Genomic DNA, 16,422 nt, shown 5'->3' on the forward strand with positions numbered 1-16,422 from the left:
GCCTCCGTTGCGTTAAGGAGTCGGTACCGCTCGGTCCGTCCCGATATCGGGATTCCGTCGGCCGTCAGGCCGGACAAAGGCGCGCTTCACCACTCACTCGCGCTGGAGCAGCGGCAGCAAGATGTCGTCCACGATGTGCTCAACGAAGCCCTCGTCGCTGGGCTCCCCGACGAACACGAGCCGGTGCACGATAAGCGCCGGAACGATCTCGGCGAACAGTGCTGCTGCTCCGGGGACGAGGTGTACGCCCCGCACGCCACCGAATGACTGCTCGGTCATCGCCGCTTCGTCACGTCGCCGGATCCGCCGCATTTCCGCGGCCAGGTCCGGATCGCTGCGCATGCCGGCGAACAGAGCGCCGAGCAGCCCGATCTCCTGCCCTGCGATCTGCTCGGCCAGCCATTCCACGGTCTGCAGTAGGGCCTGCCGGAGATCTGCGGTCCGAATCGCGGGAGGCACGCTCGCCGCGCGGTGCTCGACCGCCGCGGCCACCAGCGCGGCCTTGTCGGCGTGGCGGCGGTAGACCGTCGGCTTGCCGACCCCGGCCTCGGCCGCAACCGCCTCAATGGACAACTGGTCATATCCGACCTCGACCAGCAGTTTCAGCGTCGCGTTGAGGATCGCCACGTCACGGCCGGCGTCGCGTGGTCTGCCCCGGACAGGCTCGGCGTCGCGGATACCAGGCACACTCACCTCGATTTATGAAACGACACGGACACGTAATCTAATGTAACCCTGTGTGCGGCGGACATCAACTTCGATTTGGTCACGGCCGCCAACCACGCCGACGCCCTTCCGAGGCCGACCGCGTCGCGCCGAAGAAGCTCACACAGCTGCTGGAACGGACAACCTGACTGCGCCCTCAACCAAGTGAGCGCTCATGCCGCTGATCCCTCGCCGCGCGAACGCGGCTGCTGGTCTCTGCGTTCCGCACCTGCTTCGGAGAAGATGGGCCAAGTGACAGTTGACACCGACGCACTCCGTCGGCGGTCGTGGTCAGCTTCTCCCGCAGGACCTCCCAGTGTCCGGCGATGGTCCCCTCGGGACCGGTCAGTACCGCGGCAACACGTGCGGACAACGCGCAGCGTGTGCAGGCATTCGCCGAATGGTTGTCGCCGGTTCGGCCACAGGTCCGGCAGGCGAAGTCCCGCGGGCTCCCTGCGCACGGCCCGCACACCGGCATACGGTCAGGGCTGAGGCCGATGAGCGGGAGAACCCGGCCACACCCGCCGCAGGGCGTCCGGCTCCGCAGCACCTTGTGGTAGCAGCACAGCCCGACCGTGCCTCTGGGCCAGCGTGCCTGGACGCGAGAAACCTTGGTACAGAACGCGCACGGCTCGCGGACGCGACCTTGGCGACGTGGTCGCTTCTGATGGACGCAGGCCAGACACCACCTCCCGTCGAGTGTCAGATGGGGCAGGAAGAACGAGGCGCGGCCGCACGCGGCGCAGCGAGGCGTCGCGACCGGCGCGGCGGTGGTCACCGACAGCACGTGCGCCAGCGGCGGATAGCCAGCCGGCACGGCCGACCGCGAGACGGCCAGGGCATCATCGTGCTGCTCCAGGAACACCGCCAGCTCGGGCAGGTCGCCGGTATCGACGCGGGCCATCCGCAGAGCCAGCCGTAGCTCGGCCGGACTGTACTGCGGCAGGTGCTGTGCCAGCGCGCCCAGCACCCGGTCGGTGGCGGTGGACAATTCCGGGACGGCGTGGGTGGAGGTGGTCATGACAGGTCCGGGCGCCGGATGGTGCTGCGGCGCACCGTCGGCGTCGCCGTGGTCCCGGCGGCCTTCCGCCGCTGCTGCTGTGCCGGGGCGACCTTGATCTCGATCAGGTCGTTCGGCTCGCAGCCGAGGATGTCGCATAGGGCGGCGAACACGTCCATCGACAGCCGCTGCGGTGGTGTGGTCACCAGTCGGTAGACCTGTTCTCGCGACAGCGAGATCCCTCGCTCCGCCAGCGGTGTCACCAACTCGGAGGTCTGGAACATCCCCCGTTCGGCCATCCGCATCCGCAGATGCCATTCGAAGGTCATCTTCTTGCTCATCATGTCTCCCACAGTCCCGGCGCGAGCGCGCCGAGAGCCTGCTCGATCAACCGGTTGCGGAACTCATCGGACACGTCGGTGTAGATCGCGGTCGTGCTGGCGTAGCGGTGACCGACCTGCAACTGCACAAACCGCGGCGGATACCCGAACTCAACAACAACGCGCCCTGGGTCAGGGTGTACGGGCCGCCGGGCAGGTAGCCGCCGTCGCGGCCGGGCATCCGCCCGAACATCCGCGGAAACCGCCGCGAACGGGTATAGGAGCGGCCGACCAGGACATCGCCGCGCCCGCAGGGCGCGGTCAATGCGTGAACCAGGCGCCGAACATCCCGGCGACCCCGTCGAGGTTGAGCAGGATGCCCAGGAAGATCGCCGCGATCACCCCGTACTTGATCGCCCGGGTGAAATTCCCGCGCGTGCCGACCAGCAACCCGATTCCGCCGACGATCGCCGCGAGCAGGATTAGCCGTCGCACCGACTGGTCACCCCAGGCCAGGTTCGCATCGAGCCAGGACCGCACGTCCGCAGCCAGCACCATCATCACGTTCTCCTTGGCCTCAGCGGCCCGCCAGCAGCGGCGCCGGATCGATGCGGTTGATCTCCCACCGGCCCGCCCGCGCCACCAGCGTGAGCGTGTAGTCGACCGGCGTGCTCTGCCCCGTCGCGTCCACCGCCGCGGCGTGCACCAGGACGTGGACGGCGGTCCCGTCGAGCGGCCGGGCGGCTTGCCCGGGCTCGAACTTCTCGTGGGTCCGCAGCTCGACGAGCTGAACGGCGGCGAACGGCGCCGGCTGCGGCGGGGCAAGGCTTGCTCCGGGGCTGACGAACCGCTCCAGCTGCCCTTGCCCCGCCAGGTAGGCGCCGAGGAAGCCGGTCACCGACTGCCCGATCGGCCCGGCCGGCTCTCCGGCCTCGTCGTACGCCAACGCAACGGCCGCCCCCGTGCGCGGGCAGGCGACCGGCGACGGCAACGCCGTGGCCGAGTAGGCGCCCTCGGTGCCGGCCATGGCGACCTGAGCGCACAGCAGCCTCGCCGCGCGCTGGCCGTCCGGCTGCAGAACCAAGACGTCAGCGACCACCACGACCGACCACACCCCCGCCGCGGGCGAGACCGCCGAGACCACCGCCGTGTCGATCGGGACCTGCGTCCCGATGGCCCGCTGCGGCTTCGCTCCCTGCGGGTAGAAGGTCTCGAGCCCGGCGAGATCGTCTCGCGTCGCCGAGAGCCACGAGCGCACGTACATCTCGGCCCACCCCTCCGGCGTGGCGGAGGGCGCGGGTGCGCCGCCGTCCCGCATCGGCGGCGCACCCGCAGGCTGAAGAACAACGAGACCGGCGATCGTCAGCACCGGACTGGCCAGCACAGCCAGCCACGCCGCCACCCGGCCCGCTCGGCGGGTCACGCCGCGCAGGGCCGGTTCCACGTCCGCATCCGGCAGCAGCGTGGCCAGCGGATTCCGGCCGTGTGCCGCACGGTCACGAAAACGGATCATGATCACTCCTCCCGCTGCCGGAGGCATGCTGCCAGGAACGAGGTGTGATTCAGCCCGCCCATGGCAGGTCGCGGCCCGGGAACTCCGCCGCGGCCTCGGCCAGCTGCTCGAACGCGCGCTGGCGGTGCCGGGTGATGGTCGGCTGGCTCAGCCCGATCAGCGCGCCGATCTGCCGGTCCGTGGCCACCCCGTCCCGGCCGACCGGACCGCCGAAGTACCGGGTGGTCAGGATCGTGGCGGCGTGATCGTCGAGCCGTTCCTCCTCCACCGCCCAGGACAGCAGCCCCAGCAGTTCCTCCGAGGCGCCCATCTCCTCCGGGACGGCGGCCACAGGTCGGTGGACCTCGTCGTCGTCCATGCTGACGACGTCCGCAGCAGCTTGGCCGTGATCGACACCGAAGTCTCGCTGCGCCGCGCGCTGGGTCTCGCGCATGAGATTCGCCGCCACATGGTGGCGACGCCGCAGCGGATAGCAGCGAGACTGCTCCCACAGGTGCCCGATCACCGACGCCTGGATGTCTCGGCTGTCTTCATTGGACGAGACACCCCCGCCGGTCACCCCGCGCCGGGCACCGACTCCACCGGCAGCCGCCCGGGCAGCCCGGACGACCCGGCCGACGATGCCCGGCACCACCGGCAGCATCGCGTTCACCACCATCTCGGTCGCCACCACGCCAGCAGCACCCGCCACCGCCGCACGGGCAAGAAGCGCGTGAAGCACGGCGTCGTGCCGGACGTAGTCGCGCGTCGCCAACACCTCGACCAGATCCCGATGGCACCTGACGTCCGCCAGTGCCGGCTCTTCGGTGGACCAATCACGCAAGGCCTGGTCGAACCTCGCGACGACGCGCGGCTCCCTGAACTGCTTCTGCAGCATGGTCAACGGGCTGTTCGCTGTGGATCGGCTGGTCATGACGCCGGCTCCTTCGCTCGGATGACAAGATCCGAGCCAGCGTTAGGACAAGTACTCTCTCCGTTGCTGGTCCCAAACCTTGCTCCGAGGCAAGGGCAAGCGACAGTTCACTCGTGCGGGCGACGTTGAACCGTTCGTGCCAAGCGAGGCGAATGGTCAGGCCTTGCAATTGTGGCGGAGGGGTTTCGCAGATCAGTCGGCTGCCAGACGTACCGGAACTCCGCAGCTTGGACTCAAAGTAGTTCGTCTAGAGTTCCTGCAAAGCGGCCTGCGTCAACGACCGTCTGGTTGCCGCGAGCGCGCTCGTCGATCCGTGTATGCCGTCCGCCGACCGCGTCCGGCAGAGTGACGAGTCGGCTGAATGCCGGCAGGGCCTGCCGCCGCGCGGCTGCGATCGTGCCGGCGAACACCGTGGTCCTCTGGGCAGACGACTGCACTTCAAGAAGAATCCGGTAGCGGTCGATGACTCCGACGTAAGAGCTCGCCGCGGCGCAGTCGGTGAGGCTACTGAGGCCGAGTGCTTCGGCCCACAGCTGGATCCGGGCGAGCGACTCCCCTGGAGTGCAACTGGCCGGTGGCCGCCCGATGATCACGCCGGAAGGCGACGTGAACCAGCGCAGGCGTGCGCGTGCGAGCTGCGGTGCCCGGCTTAGTGCACGAGTCCGCAGAGCACGGGCTTGGGCATGCTTGCAGGCGCTGTCTGACGCAATCCCCGCAGGTGGCGGCCCGGCGACCTATCCAGTTCCCGACTCTCCCATGCCTGCACGCATTCGCGTTACCGGCGATCCGAAGAGCTTCGGGACCTCGCGGACTCCACCGGCCAGTAGCGCGCGGCCGCGGGTTCAGAAGTCGTAGTTAAGGGTTCGAATGTTCAACGACCGATCCCGATCCAGGCCAGACCGGCAAGCCGTACCACGTCGGGGTCGAGGTGGTTGCGGGTGTCGACGACTGGGGCCTGCGCCATCTCGCCGATCCGGCCCCAGTCAAGGCCTCTGAACTCCGGCCATTCCGTGAGCAGCACAATGACCGCCGCCCCCTTGACCGCCTGATAGGGGTCGTCGGTCGTCAGAATGCCAGGCACCTCGCCGGAGATCGCCGGGTCATATGCGGACAACTCGGCACCCTCCGCGGCCAGCAGTTCCGCGACGGCCAGCGCGGGCGAGTCACGCAGGTCGTCGGTCCCTGCTTTGAAGGCCAAACCGAGCATGCCGATCCGCTTTCCGCGCAACGATCCGCCGGCCGCTGCGCGGATCTTGCCAAGCACAAGTTGCCGCTGCCGAGTATTCGTGTCGATGGTCGCTTCGAGTAACGGAAATTCGACGCCCGCCACGCGAGCGACCTGTGCCAGTGCATAAGTGTCCTTGGGCAGGCACGAGCCACCCCAGCCAGGACCCGGGCGGAGGAACGACTGTCCGATGCGCCGGTCGTAGCCCATGCCCTCGGTGACGTCGGCGATGTCGGCACCGAGGCGCTCGCACAGTTCTGCCATTGCGTTGACGTACGAAAGCTTCATGGCGAGAAAACAGTTGGCGGCGTACTTCACCAGTTCCGAACTGGCAGCGTCGGTGAGCACGGACGGTGCACCCAACCGGGTGTACAATGCGACAACGCGTTCCGCCGCATCCTCGGCGTCCGAGCCTACGACGATCCGGTCCGGGTCCAGGAAGTCCTCGACCGCCGAACCCTCGCGCAAGAACTCCGGGTTCGACACAACCGCAACGTCGTCTCGGTCCAAGAGCTCTGCGATCTTGGCCGCTGTGCCGACTGGGACGGTTGACTTGTTGACCAGTATGCAGCCACGCGGCAGCCGGGCACCAACCTCGGCGATCACCGATTCCACCGCCCGCAGATCAGCGGCGCCGCCCTCACCCATCGGGGTCGGGACACACAGGAACACCACTTCGGCGTTACCCACCGCCTGGGTCGCTCCGAGCACGAACTCGAGCCGTCCCGCCGCCAACCCGGCGGTGACCAGTTCGGGCAGCCCCGGCTCCGGGATGGTCACCCGGCCTGCCTGCAGCCGCGCCACCTTGGCCGCATCCGAGTCCGCGCACACCACGCGGTGACCGAGTGACGCTAGGCACGCACCGGTCGTCAGCCCGACATAGCCGGTGCCGACGACCGCGATCCTTCTGGCGAACATCTCATTCCCCCGGCCGCGGTCAGCGGTAGTCGTAGAAGCCGCGCCCGGTCTTCTTGCCGAGCAGGCCTGCGTCGGCCATGCGCAACAGCAGCGCGGGCGGGGCGCAGGAGGGATCCAGGAACTCCTCGTAGAGCGCACGGCCGGCCCCGACGACCGTGTCCACGCCGATAAGGTCGATCAGGCGCAGCGGGCCCATCGGGTGGGCGCAGCCGAGCGTCATGCCCTTGTCGACGTCCTCGGCCGTGGCGAAGCCGGACTCGACCATGCGCACTGCAGCCAGCAGGTACGGGACGAGCAGCGTGTTGACCACGAAGCCGGCCCGGTCCTGCGAGCGCACCACTTCCTTGCCGAGTACGCCGGTGACGAACGCTTCGGTGCGGGTCACGACGTCGTCCTCGGTGAGCAGCGACGCCGTCACCTCGACCAGCCGCATGACCGGCGCAGGATTGAAAAAGTGCGTGCCGATGAACCGGCCCGGCCGATTCATGGCTCCGGCCAGCCTGGTGATCGGGATGGCCGACGTGGTCGACGCGAAGATCGCGTGCGCGTCGGTCACGTGGTCGCCGAGTTCCTTGAACAGCGCCGACTTCTCCGGCTCGCTCTCGACGATCGCCTCGAGCACGAACTGCCGGTCGTGCAGGTCGGCGGCATCGGTGGTGAACTTCAGCGCGGCCAGCGCGGCGTCCCGTTCCCCCTCGGTGAGCTTGCCGGTTTCGACGGCCCGGCCGATCGACTTCAGCACCCGGCGCTCGCCGCGAGCCGCCGATTCCGCCGTCCTGGCCAGGACGAGCACGTCGAGCCCGGCGCGTGCGCACGTCTCGGCCAGTCCCGCGCCCATCACGCCGCAGCCGGCGACGCCGACCCTGGTGATGTCCTCGCTCATGCCGCCTCCGTCCAGCGCAGCAGGCAGGTGCCGGTGGACATGCCACCGCCGAACCCGCTGAGCAGCACCAGGTCGCCACCGCCGATGGCACCCGACTGCACCGCGGCGTCCAGAGTCACGGGCACCGACGCGCTGCCCGTGTTCGCGTAGTCGGCCAACGTCGTGTGGGTCTGCGCTCCCTGCAGGCCGCAGGCTTCGACGAGCTCGGCGAGCAGCCTGCCGTTCGGCTGGTGCGGCACGAAGTGGTCGATCTCGTCCGGCCGGACCCCGGCGCGCGCGAGCAGCTTGCCGATGGCCGGCGGCACGTGTTCGAGCACGAACTCCCGGACGGCGCGGCCGTTCATCTTGACCGTGTGGCCGAGCTCGACCGCGGTTTCCGCCGTGGTCGGCCGGCGGCTGCCACCGGCTTCGACGATGATCAGGTCGGCCGACCCGCCGTCGGTGGCCATCTCCACGTCGAGGATGCCGCCGTCGCGGACCGCGCCGAGCACCGCGGCCCCGGCGCCGTCGCCGAGCAGCACGGAGATCCGGCGGTCCCGGTAGTCCAGGAATCGCGAGTACACCTCGGCGGCGATCACCAGCACGTGGGCGCCGGGCCGGGTCGCGATCAGGCTCTGGGCCAGCGCGGTGGCGTGCACGAACCCGGCGCACACCACGTTGATGTCGAACGCGGCCGCGCCGTACGCGCCCAGCGCCTGCTGGACCCGGCAGGCGGTCGGCGGCTGAGGATGGTCGCCGGTCGAGGTGGACACGATGACGAAGTCCAGTTGCCCCGCAGAAATCCCGGACGCCTCGAGCGCGCGTTCCGCCGCCCGCACGGCCAGGTCCGAGGTGGCCTGGTCCTCGGCGGCGTGGCGCCGCGCCCTGATGAGCGTCTTGGTCTCGATCCACTCCGCGGTCGCGCCCGGAACCCAGGTGACGAGCTCGTCGTTGGTCACGATCCGCGAGGGCAGGTACGAACCGGTGCCCAGAATGCCGATGGCCATTGCGTTCCCCTTCACGCCGTCCAGCCGTCCAGCCGCAGCCGGGCCGGGTTGAGCCGTTCCTCGCCGATCCGTGCGCGCAGATCCGGGTCCGTGACGCCGAGGCCGGGCCGGGGTGCCTGGCACAGCACGCCGACCTTGCCGAAGTGGCTGTTCTCCTGGACCTGGCGCGCCGCTCCGGCCACTTCGGACAGTGGGTAGAGCGCCGACAGGGCGGGCACCACGCGGCCCAGGGCGAAGAGGCGGTTGCATTCGGTGGCTTCGAGCAGGTTCGATGCGTGACTGCCGATCACCTTCTTCAGCCGCATCCACAGATACCGGTTGTCGTAGGCGTGCTGGTACCCCGAGCTCGACCCGCAGGTGACGATGGCGCCGCCGCGCCGCAGCACGAACATCGACACGCCGAAGGTGGCGCGGCCGGTGTGTTCGAACACGACGTGCGGGTCCTCGCCGGTCTCGCGGCGAATGACGCCGCCGAGGCGCTTGCCCACCTTGACCACCTCGGCCGGGTCGTCGGCCGTGCGGCCGGTCAGCCCCAGCTCGGTGCGGTCGATCACGACGTCGCAGCCGAGCCGGCGGACGAACTCCGCCTTCTCGCCGGAACTGACCACGCCGACCGGGATCCCGCCGCCGTTCTTCACGAACTGCACCGCGTACGCGCCCAGGCCGCCCGCCGCGCCCCAGATGAGCACGACGTCGCCCTGCTTGATCCGGGCCCCGCGGTCGCCGACGAGCATCCGGTACGCGGTTCCGGCGCACAGCGGGTTGGCCGCAGCCTCTTCCCAGGTCAGGTGGGCCGGCTTCGGCAGCAGCTGGCTGGCCCGCACCACCGAATACTCGGCGAGCGAACCGAAGTTGGTCTCGAACCCCCAAGCCCGGTGGTCGCCGAGCATGGCATCGGCTTGGGCCTCCGGCTCCTCCGGGTCGATCTGGATCGGGTTCACCACCACGTGATCGCCCGCCTTCCAGCGGCGCACGTTCGACCCGGTCCGCACCACCACCCCGGCGGCGTCGGACCCGACCACGTGATACGGCCGGTCGTGCCGCGCCGCCCAGCCGCCCTGTTTCCCGTACTGCGCCAGGAACTTGAAGGTGGGCAGCGGTTCGAACATCGACGACCACACGGTGTTGTAGTTGACCGCGGCGGCCTGCACGCCGATCAGCACCTCGTCGGGCGCCAGCTCGGGCATCGGCACGCGGCCGACGCGCAGCGACTTGCGGACGTCCTTGTCGCCGACCCCGCGGAACATGTCCACGTCTTCGACGCGCAGGTGCGCGGCCACGTAGTCGGCCGGGAGCGTGGTGTCCACCGGATCCGCGGGTGTCACGGCCGCGGCCGGTGCGGTTGCCAAAGAACTCATCGGGCCCCTATCAGAAATTCGATTGAGCGACCGAGAACTCGCTCGATGGCGTCCACCGTCCGGCCGCGCGTGAAAATTCCGGTGCCTGGCGGCGGAAGTCGTTCCGTGCCTGAGGCCCGGCAAGGGAAACGCTACCGACGTCCCCGCCCGCCGGACACCCCTCATCGCCGGGCGCCCACCCCCTCATCCGCCCCGAGGCGATCACCACTGGTCGGGTTCGTCTTCGTCACGCCGGATGCGGCTTGCCCGCCGCAAGTCGGCTTCGACCATCATTTCGATGAGTTCCCGGAACTGCACCGAAGGCTTCCAGCCGAGCTCGGCTTCGGCCTTTTCCGCGTTGGCGCACAGAGTGTCCACTTCGGCCGGCCGGACCAGCTGCGGGTCGAGGTAGACGTAGTCGTGCCAGTTCAGCCCGACCGCGTCGAACGCGATGGTGAGCACGTCCTTGACCGAGTGCATCACCCCCGTGCCGATGACGTAGTCCTGTGGCTGCTCGTGCTGCAGCATCAGCCGCATGGCCTCGACGTAGTCGCCGGCGAACCCCCAGTCGCGCTTGGCGTCCATGTTCCCCAGCGGCAGCTTCGCCTGCTGTCCCAGGCTGATCCGGGCGGCGGCAAGGGTGATCTTGCGGGTGATGAACTCGGTGCCCCGGCGGGGCGATTCGTGGTTGAACAGGATGCCGGACACCCCGAACATGCCGAAGGACTCGCGGTAGTTCTTGGTGATGAAGTGGCCGTAGGTCTTGGCGACGCCGTAGGGGCTGCGCGGGTGGAAGATGGTCCGCTCGTGCTGCGGCGTCTCGGCGACCTTGCCGAACATCTCCGAAGAGGATGCCTGGTAGAACCGGATCTGCCGGCCCGTCGGCGTCCGCGAGCCGCCGAAGTCGCTGACCATCCGGATGGCTTCGAGCATGCGCAGCACGCCGAGCCCGGTCACGCCGCCGGTGAGTTCGCTCTGCTGCCACGAAAGCGGCACGTAGGAGATCGCGGCGAGGTTGTAGACCTCGTCGGGCTGGGCGAGGTCTACGGCCTTGACCAGGCTGCTCTGGTCGAGCAGGTCCCCTTCGACCAGCTTCACCTCCGACAGCAGGCGGTCGATCCGGGAGCGGTGCGGGTTCGCCTGTCCCCGGATCACGCCCCAGACCTCGTAGCCTTCGGCAAGCAGGTGCTCGGCGAGGTAGGAGCCGTCCTGGCCGGTGATCCCGGTGATCAAAGCCCGTTTCGTCATGGTTTTCCCCAGACTCGTGTGTCCTGACAGGAGCTCAGCCGAGGCCGGCGAGCCATTCGTCGACCGCGTCGGCGGCCGTTGCGGCGTGATCGCGCATCATCGTGAAGTGGTTTCCCGGCACGTCGATCACCGTGTGCGGAAAGTTCAGGGACGCTTGCCATGCGCCTTCTTCGCCGTCCCAGGCGCCGAGCGGTTCGGTGGCGCGCAGGAGCAGGGTCGGCGCGGCGGTGGGTTCGGGCAGCCAGGTGTCGAAGAGCTTCGCGTGCGCCGCGCCCGCGGTGAGGCGGGTGTCGTCGAGCGCGACGAACGCGCCGTCGCGCTCCAGCACGCCGCCGGTCAGTTCCCGTGCCCAGGTCAGGATCGAGCTCATGGTGTCGGAGCCGTACATGTCGCCGAGCACCACGGCGGCGGGCCCGTGGCCGCCGGTTTCCAGGTGGGTGGCGAGCGCCTGGGCGATCACCGCGCCCCCGGAGTGCCCGAGCAGTGCGAACGGCTCGCCGTCCGCCAGCTCGAGGACGGCGGCGGCCTGCACGGCCAGCAGCGCGGGCAGGTCGGCGGCCACCCGCTCACCGGGCCGGTAACCGGGCAGCGGCACCGCCCAGACGTCCCGCCTGCCGCGCAGCCCGCCCGCGAACCGGACGAACTCGTGTGGTCCCGCCGCCGCCACGAAGCCGCAGCAGGCGATCACCTTGAGCGGCGAGTGGCCTTCCGCGAGGCGGACCGGCGGCGGCACCGGGGTGTCTCCCGGCTGGTGGTAGACCGGGCGGAAGCCGGACAGGGCGGTGAGCCCGAGTGTGAACTCCCCCGCCCGGCCGGTCCGGACGGCCTCGCGGAACAGCTCGCCGAGCCCGTCGGGCGCGGCCGGTTCCGCCTGGCCACCGCCGAATTCGGTGCTCAGCCACGCGGCCAGCTCCCCCGGCGTCGGGTGCTCGAAGACCACGCCCGGCGCCAAGGTGAGCCCGGTGCCCGCCGCGAGCCGGTTGCGCAGTTCCATCGCGGTCAGTGAGTCGATGCCCAGTTCGGCGAACGGCCGACCGGTCTCGATCAGGTCGGGGCTCGCGTAGCCGAGTACCGCGGCCGCTTCGGTGCGGACCAGCGCCAGCACGGAAGCCTCGTCGGCGGCGCGCAGGACCGGCTCGGCGACCGCGCCCGGGCGGGTGACAAGCTCGTCGTAGGCGTGGTTCTCCGGGGAGCCGGCGACGATGGCGGTGAACCGGGTCCAGTCCACATCGGCCACCAGGGTGGTGGCCGGGCCGCCGTGCAGCGCGTGGCCGAGCGCTTCGACTGCCCGCACCGGCGGCATCGGGCGCAGGCCCAGCCGCGCGGCCTGCGCGGCCATGCCGTCTTCGCCGCCGTCGTCCCACAGGCCCCAGGCGATCGAGGTGGCCGGCAGTCCGAGGGCGCGGCGGTACTCGGCGAAGGCGTCCAGGAACGCGTTCGCCGCGCCCTTGGCGCCTTGCCCGCCGACGCCGCACGTCCCGGTGAGGGAGGAGAACAGCACGAATGCGTCGAGGTCGAGCTCGCGGGTCAGCTCGTGCAGGGTGACGACCATGCCGGACTTGGCCGCCAGCGTGGCGTCGAGCCGGGCCGGGTCAAGGGTGCCGAGCACGCCGCCGTCGAGGCCGCCGGCGGCGTAGACGACGGACCGGACCCGGTCACCGTCCGCCGCGAGGCCGGCGAGCAGCTCGGTGAGGGCGTCGGCGTCGGTGGCGTCGCACGAAGCGAAGCTGACCCGCACGCCCGCGCCGCGCAGTTCGGCTTCGAGCTCGGGGTGGCTCGTGCCGAGCCGGGAGATCAGGACCAGGTGCTCGATCCCGGCGGTGGCCAGCCAGCGGGCGGCGTGCACGCCGATCGAGGCCGCCCCGCCGACGACCAGCGCGGTGCCCGACAGCGGCTCCCCGTTCTCGCCGGACGCCGGGGAGGCCGGCCGCAGCCGGCGGCCGAACACGCCGTCCGGCCGGATCGCCAGCTGGTCCTCCGCCGCCGCGCCGGCCAGCACCGCGGCCAGCCGGTCGCCGGCGCGTTCGTCCAGCCGGGACGGCACGTCCACGAGCCCGCCGGCCAGACCGGGGTACTCCAGCGCCACCACCCGGCCCAGGCCCCAGGCCTGGGCGCCGAAGGGGTCGGCGAGCGGGTCGGCGAGCCCGGTGCTCACCGCACCGGCCGTCAGTGTCCACAGTGGAACGCGGGTCGTGGCGTCGCCCATCGCCTGCACCAGGGCGAGCAGCTCGGCCAGGCTTGAGCCGGGCACGAAAGCCGAGACGACACCGGCGATCTCGCCCGCGTCCCGCAGTGCTGCGGCGAGGCCGGTGCGGGTCGCACCGGGCCCGAGGGCGACGGCCTGCACGTCGGCGCCGTGCCGCTTGAGCGCGAGTTCGACGTCGGCGGCCTGCTCGCCACCGTTCCTGTCGGACACCACCACCCAGGTGCCGGAGAGCGTGCGGCCGCCGGGCACGGTCAGCGGCACCCACTCCGTGCGGTAGGCCCACTTGCCTGCGGCCCGGGCGGCCCGCCGCGGCCAGTGGCGTTCACGTTGGAAGGCATAGGTGGGCAAGTCGACGGGGCGCGCGCCGGACGGGGCGATGACCCGCTCCCAGGCGACCGGCAGGCCGCGGGTCCACGCCTCGCCGAAGGCGGTCAGCAGCTGGGGCACGTCGCCGTGGTCGCGGCGCAGGGTGGGCAGCACGGTGCCGGCGTCTTCGAGCGTTTGCTGGATCCCGAGGGTCAGCACGGGGTGGGCGGACGCTTCGACGAAGGCGGTGTGCCCGGCGGCCGCGGCGGCGCGGACTGCGTCTTCGAACCGCACGGTGGCGCGCAGGTTGCGGTACCAGTAGTCGGCGGTGAGCTCGGCGGTGTCGAGCGCGTGACCGGTCAGGGTCGAGAAGAACGTGACGTCCACAGTGGAGGGTTTGACGGGGGCGAGCTCGGCGAGGATCCGCGCCCGGATGGCCTCGACCTGCGGCGAGTGCGACGCGTAGTCGACCGGAACACGGCGAACCCGCACCCCGGCGGCCTTCCACCGGGCTTGCGCCTCGTCGAGGGCGGCGACCTCACCGGAGACGACGGTCACCGCGGGGCCGTTCACCGCCGCCACGGCCAGCCGCGGATCGAGCCCGGCTTCGACCTCGGCCGCCGGCAGCGGTACCGAGAGCATGCCGCCGGTGCCCGCCAGCTCGGTGACGGCCTTGGCCCGCAAGGCAACGACCCGGGCACCGTCCTCGAGGGACAGCGCACCGGCCACCACGGCGGCGGCGATCTCGCCTTGGGAATGCCCGATCACGGCGGCCGGCTCGATACCGACCCACCGCCACAGCCCGGCCAGGGCGACCATCACCGCCCACAGCAGGGGCTGCACGACGTCGACGCGGTCCATGCTCGCGGGGTCGGCGGATCGCGCGGTTTCGGTCAGGGACCAGTCCACGAAGTTGCTCAGGGCAGCCTCGCACTCGGCCCAGCGGGCGGCGAACACGGGCGAGGCGTCGAGCAGGTCCACGGCCATGCCGAGCCATTGGGAACCTTGGCCGGGGAAGACGAGGACGGGCCCCGGCCCGGCACTCGCGGCGGTACCGGTCACGACCCCGGGCGCGGACACACCGGCGGCGACCGCGGAGACACCGGCGGCGAGTTCTGAGCGGCCGGCGCCGACGACGACGGCCCGGCGTTCGAGCCCCGCTCGCGTGACGGCGAGCGACAGGCCGACATCGGTGGTCCGGAGGTCCGGTTGCGCGGCGAGGTGGCCGGTCAGCCGGTCGGCTTGGGCTCGGAGAGCGGCATCGGTCTTGGCGGAAAGCAGCCACGGCACGGTGGCGGGTTGCGGCGCGAGCTCACCGGTGGCGGCGGGCAGAACCTCCGCGGTCCGGTCGCCGACATCGGGCGGTGGCGCAAGAGGCCGGGCAGCGGCGGCAGCCTGCACTGCACCGACCCCGTCAGCGGCGGCGAGCAGCACCCCCACAGGCGTGTCCGTAGCAGGCGCCGCAGCCTGATCTGCATCCACGGCCGGTGGCTCCTCCAGGATCACGTGGGCGTTAGTCCCGCTGATCCCGAACGCCGAAACCCCCGCCCGACGCAAGCGGCCGCCCTCCGCCGGCCAGGGGTGTTCCTCCGTCAGCAGCTCCACCGCTCCCGCCGACCAGTCCACGTGCGTCGTGGGCGTCTCCGCGTGGAGCGTGCGCGGCAACACTCCGTGCCGCAGAGCCTGGACCATTTTGATCACCCCGGCCGCGCCCGCGGCGGCTTGCGTGTGGCCGATGTTCGACTTCACCGACCCCAGCCACAGCGGCCGATCCCGGTTCTGCCCGTAGGTGGCCAGCAACGCCTGCGCCTCGATCGGATCGCCCAGCACCGTGCCCGTCCCGTGCGCCTCGACCACGTCGATGTCCGCTGTGGACAGTCCGGCCGCCGCCAGTGCCTGGCGGATCACCCGTTGCTGGGCCGGGCCGTTCGGGGCCGTGATGCCGTTGGACGCGCCGTCGGAATTGACCGCCGAGCCGCGAAGCACGGCCAGCACGCGGTGGCCGTTGCGGCGGGCGTCGGACAGCCGCTCCACCACCAGCAACCCGAGGCCTTCGGAGAACGCCGTCCCGTCGGCGGTGTCGTCGAACGCCCGGCACCGGCCCGAGGCCGACAAGCCGCGCTGGCGCGAGAACTCCAGGAACGCCATGGGGGTGCACATCAGCGTCACGCCGCCGGCGATCGCCAGCGAACACTCGTCCGCCCGCAATGCCTGCGCCGCCAGGTGCAGAGCCACCAGGGACGACGAGCAGGCCGCGTCGACCGTGACGGCCGCGCCGACCAGGCCCAGCGCGTACGCGAGGCGACCCGAGACCATGCTCGACGCGTTGCCCGTGCCCACGAACCCCGCGGCCGGCTCGTCCGAAGCCAGCAGCACGCTGCTGTAGTCCTGGCCGCTGTATCCGATGTAGACGCCGACGGGCTCCTTCTTCAGCGAGCTCGGGTCGATCCTCGCGTGCTCGACCGCCTCCCACGTGGCCTCCAGCAACAGCCGCTGCTGGGGGTCCATCGCCAGCGCCTCGCGCGGCGAAATGCGGAAGAACCCGGCGTCGAACTCCGCGGCGTCGTAGAGGAAGCCCGACTCCCGCGCATAGCTCGTGCCCGGGTGGTCCGGGTCCGGGTGGTACAGCGTGTCCAGGTCCCAGCCACGGTCGGCGGGGAACGCGCCGATCCCGTCGCCGCCCTCGGCCACCAGCCGCCAGAGGTCGTCCGGGGTGCGGACGCCGCCGGGGTAGCGGCAGCTCATCCCGACGATGGCGACCGGCTCGTGCTCCCTGGCCGCCAGCCGGTCGATCCGGCGGCGGGCCTGCTGCAGCTCGCCGATCGTGCGCTTGAGGTACTCGCGCAGCTTGCCTTCGTTCTC

At 70.9% G+C, this 16,422-nt stretch carries 13 protein-coding genes and 1 pseudogene; all 14 read right to left on the bottom strand.

Features of this window, described 5'->3' with window-relative positions; genetic code table 11:
- Window positions 1-93: 93 nt before the first annotated feature.
- Complete coding sequence (locus tag BT341_RS34360) at window positions 94-627, bottom strand: TetR/AcrR family transcriptional regulator (RefSeq protein ID WP_245805216.1); 534 nt, start codon at window positions 625-627, stop codon at window positions 94-96.
- A gap of 235 nt (window positions 628-862) precedes the next feature.
- The gene (locus BT341_RS44735) at window positions 863-1,726 is read right to left on the bottom strand and encodes a hypothetical protein (protein WP_143168743.1); all 864 of its coding nucleotides are present in this window, start codon (window positions 1,724-1,726) and stop codon (window positions 863-865) included.
- Window positions 1,723-2,049 carry a helix-turn-helix domain-containing protein gene (locus BT341_RS34365; protein WP_245805217.1) on the bottom strand — a complete coding sequence of 109 codons (327 nt, stop codon included), beginning with the start codon at window positions 2,047-2,049 and terminating at the stop codon, window positions 1,723-1,725. Before BT341_RS34365 ends, BT341_RS44735 begins: the two co-directional genes overlap by 4 nt.
- Window positions 2,046-2,174, bottom strand: a complete 129-nt coding sequence (locus BT341_RS47500; RefSeq protein ID WP_281256024.1) for a hypothetical protein — start codon at window positions 2,172-2,174, stop codon at window positions 2,046-2,048. The genes BT341_RS34365 and BT341_RS47500 overlap by 4 nt, the downstream gene beginning before the upstream one ends.
- A 172-nt stretch (window positions 2,175-2,346) precedes the next feature.
- Window positions 2,347-2,586 carry a hypothetical protein gene (locus BT341_RS34375; protein WP_072480202.1) on the bottom strand — a complete coding sequence of 80 codons (240 nt, stop codon included), beginning with the start codon at window positions 2,584-2,586 and terminating at the stop codon, window positions 2,347-2,349.
- A gap of 16 nt (window positions 2,587-2,602) precedes the next feature.
- Window positions 2,603-3,538 carry a conjugal transfer protein gene (locus BT341_RS34380; protein ID WP_072480203.1) on the bottom strand — a complete coding sequence of 312 codons (936 nt, stop codon included), beginning with the start codon at window positions 3,536-3,538 and terminating at the stop codon, window positions 2,603-2,605.
- Window positions 3,539-3,587: 49 nt separating this feature from the next.
- On the bottom strand, window positions 3,588-4,451 hold the full coding sequence (locus tag BT341_RS34385) for a hypothetical protein (RefSeq protein ID WP_072480204.1): 864 nt from the start codon (window positions 4,449-4,451) through the stop codon (window positions 3,588-3,590).
- 233 nt (window positions 4,452-4,684) lie between these two features.
- Complete coding sequence (locus tag BT341_RS44745) at window positions 4,685-5,044, bottom strand: hypothetical protein (protein WP_143168744.1); 360 nt, start codon at window positions 5,042-5,044, stop codon at window positions 4,685-4,687.
- Window positions 5,045-5,322: 278 nt separating this feature from the next.
- The gene (locus tag BT341_RS34390) at window positions 5,323-6,594 is read right to left on the bottom strand and encodes a UDP-glucose dehydrogenase family protein (protein WP_072480205.1); all 1,272 of its coding nucleotides are present in this window, start codon (window positions 6,592-6,594) and stop codon (window positions 5,323-5,325) included.
- 19 nt (window positions 6,595-6,613) lie between these two features.
- Window positions 6,614-7,477, bottom strand: a complete 864-nt coding sequence (locus BT341_RS34395; protein ID WP_072480206.1) for a 3-hydroxybutyryl-CoA dehydrogenase — start codon at window positions 7,475-7,477, stop codon at window positions 6,614-6,616.
- Window positions 7,474-8,463 (bottom strand): 3-oxoacyl-ACP synthase III family protein, encoded by a 990-nt coding sequence (locus BT341_RS34400; protein WP_072480207.1) that lies wholly within the window; start codon window positions 8,461-8,463, stop codon window positions 7,474-7,476. The genes BT341_RS34395 and BT341_RS34400 overlap by 4 nt, the downstream gene beginning before the upstream one ends.
- Window positions 8,464-8,474: 11 nt before the next feature.
- The gene (gene ccrA / locus BT341_RS34405; RefSeq protein ID WP_072480208.1) at window positions 8,475-9,821 is read right to left on the bottom strand and encodes a crotonyl-CoA carboxylase/reductase; all 1,347 of its coding nucleotides are present in this window, start codon (window positions 9,819-9,821) and stop codon (window positions 8,475-8,477) included.
- Between the two features lie 201 nt (window positions 9,822-10,022).
- On the bottom strand, window positions 10,023-11,048 hold the full coding sequence (locus BT341_RS34410; protein ID WP_072480209.1) for a GDP-mannose 4,6-dehydratase: 1,026 nt from the start codon (window positions 11,046-11,048) through the stop codon (window positions 10,023-10,025).
- Window positions 11,049-11,082: 34 nt separating this feature from the next.
- A pseudogene (locus BT341_RS47505) lies at window positions 11,083-16,410 on the bottom strand (SDR family NAD(P)-dependent oxidoreductase); the annotation flags it as partial.
- Window positions 16,411-16,422 lie beyond the last annotated feature (12 nt).

Source organism: Amycolatopsis australiensis (assembly GCF_900119165.1).
Lineage (GTDB): Bacteria > Actinomycetota > Actinomycetes > Mycobacteriales > Pseudonocardiaceae > Amycolatopsis > Amycolatopsis australiensis.

What these genes read in the sequence shown, in the direction of transcription:
- BT341_RS34395 (WP_072480206.1), bottom strand. Translation starts at nt 7,477, where the DNA reads ATGAGCGAGGACATCACCAGGGTCGGCGTCGCCGGCTGCGGCGTGATG.
- BT341_RS34375 (WP_072480202.1), bottom strand. Translation starts at nt 2,586, where the DNA reads ATGATGGTGCTGGCTGCGGACGTGCGGTCCTGGCTCGATGCGAACCTG.
- ccrA (WP_072480208.1), bottom strand. Translation starts at nt 9,821, where the DNA reads ATGAGTTCTTTGGCAACCGCACCGGCCGCGGCCGTGACACCCGCGGAT.
- BT341_RS44735 (WP_143168743.1), bottom strand. Translation starts at nt 1,726, where the DNA reads ATGACCACCTCCACCCACGCCGTCCCGGAATTGTCCACCGCCACCGAC.
- BT341_RS34410 (WP_072480209.1), bottom strand. Translation starts at nt 11,048, where the DNA reads ATGACGAAACGGGCTTTGATCACCGGGATCACCGGCCAGGACGGCTCC.
- BT341_RS34380 (WP_072480203.1), bottom strand. Translation starts at nt 3,538, where the DNA reads ATGATCCGTTTTCGTGACCGTGCGGCACACGGCCGGAATCCGCTGGCC.
- BT341_RS34365 (WP_245805217.1), bottom strand. Translation starts at nt 2,049, where the DNA reads ATGATGAGCAAGAAGATGACCTTCGAATGGCATCTGCGGATGCGGATG.
- BT341_RS34385 (WP_072480204.1), bottom strand. Translation starts at nt 4,451, where the DNA reads ATGACCAGCCGATCCACAGCGAACAGCCCGTTGACCATGCTGCAGAAG.
- BT341_RS34400 (WP_072480207.1), bottom strand. Translation starts at nt 8,463, where the DNA reads ATGGCCATCGGCATTCTGGGCACCGGTTCGTACCTGCCCTCGCGGATC.
- BT341_RS34390 (WP_072480205.1), bottom strand. Translation starts at nt 6,594, where the DNA reads ATGTTCGCCAGAAGGATCGCGGTCGTCGGCACCGGCTATGTCGGGCTG.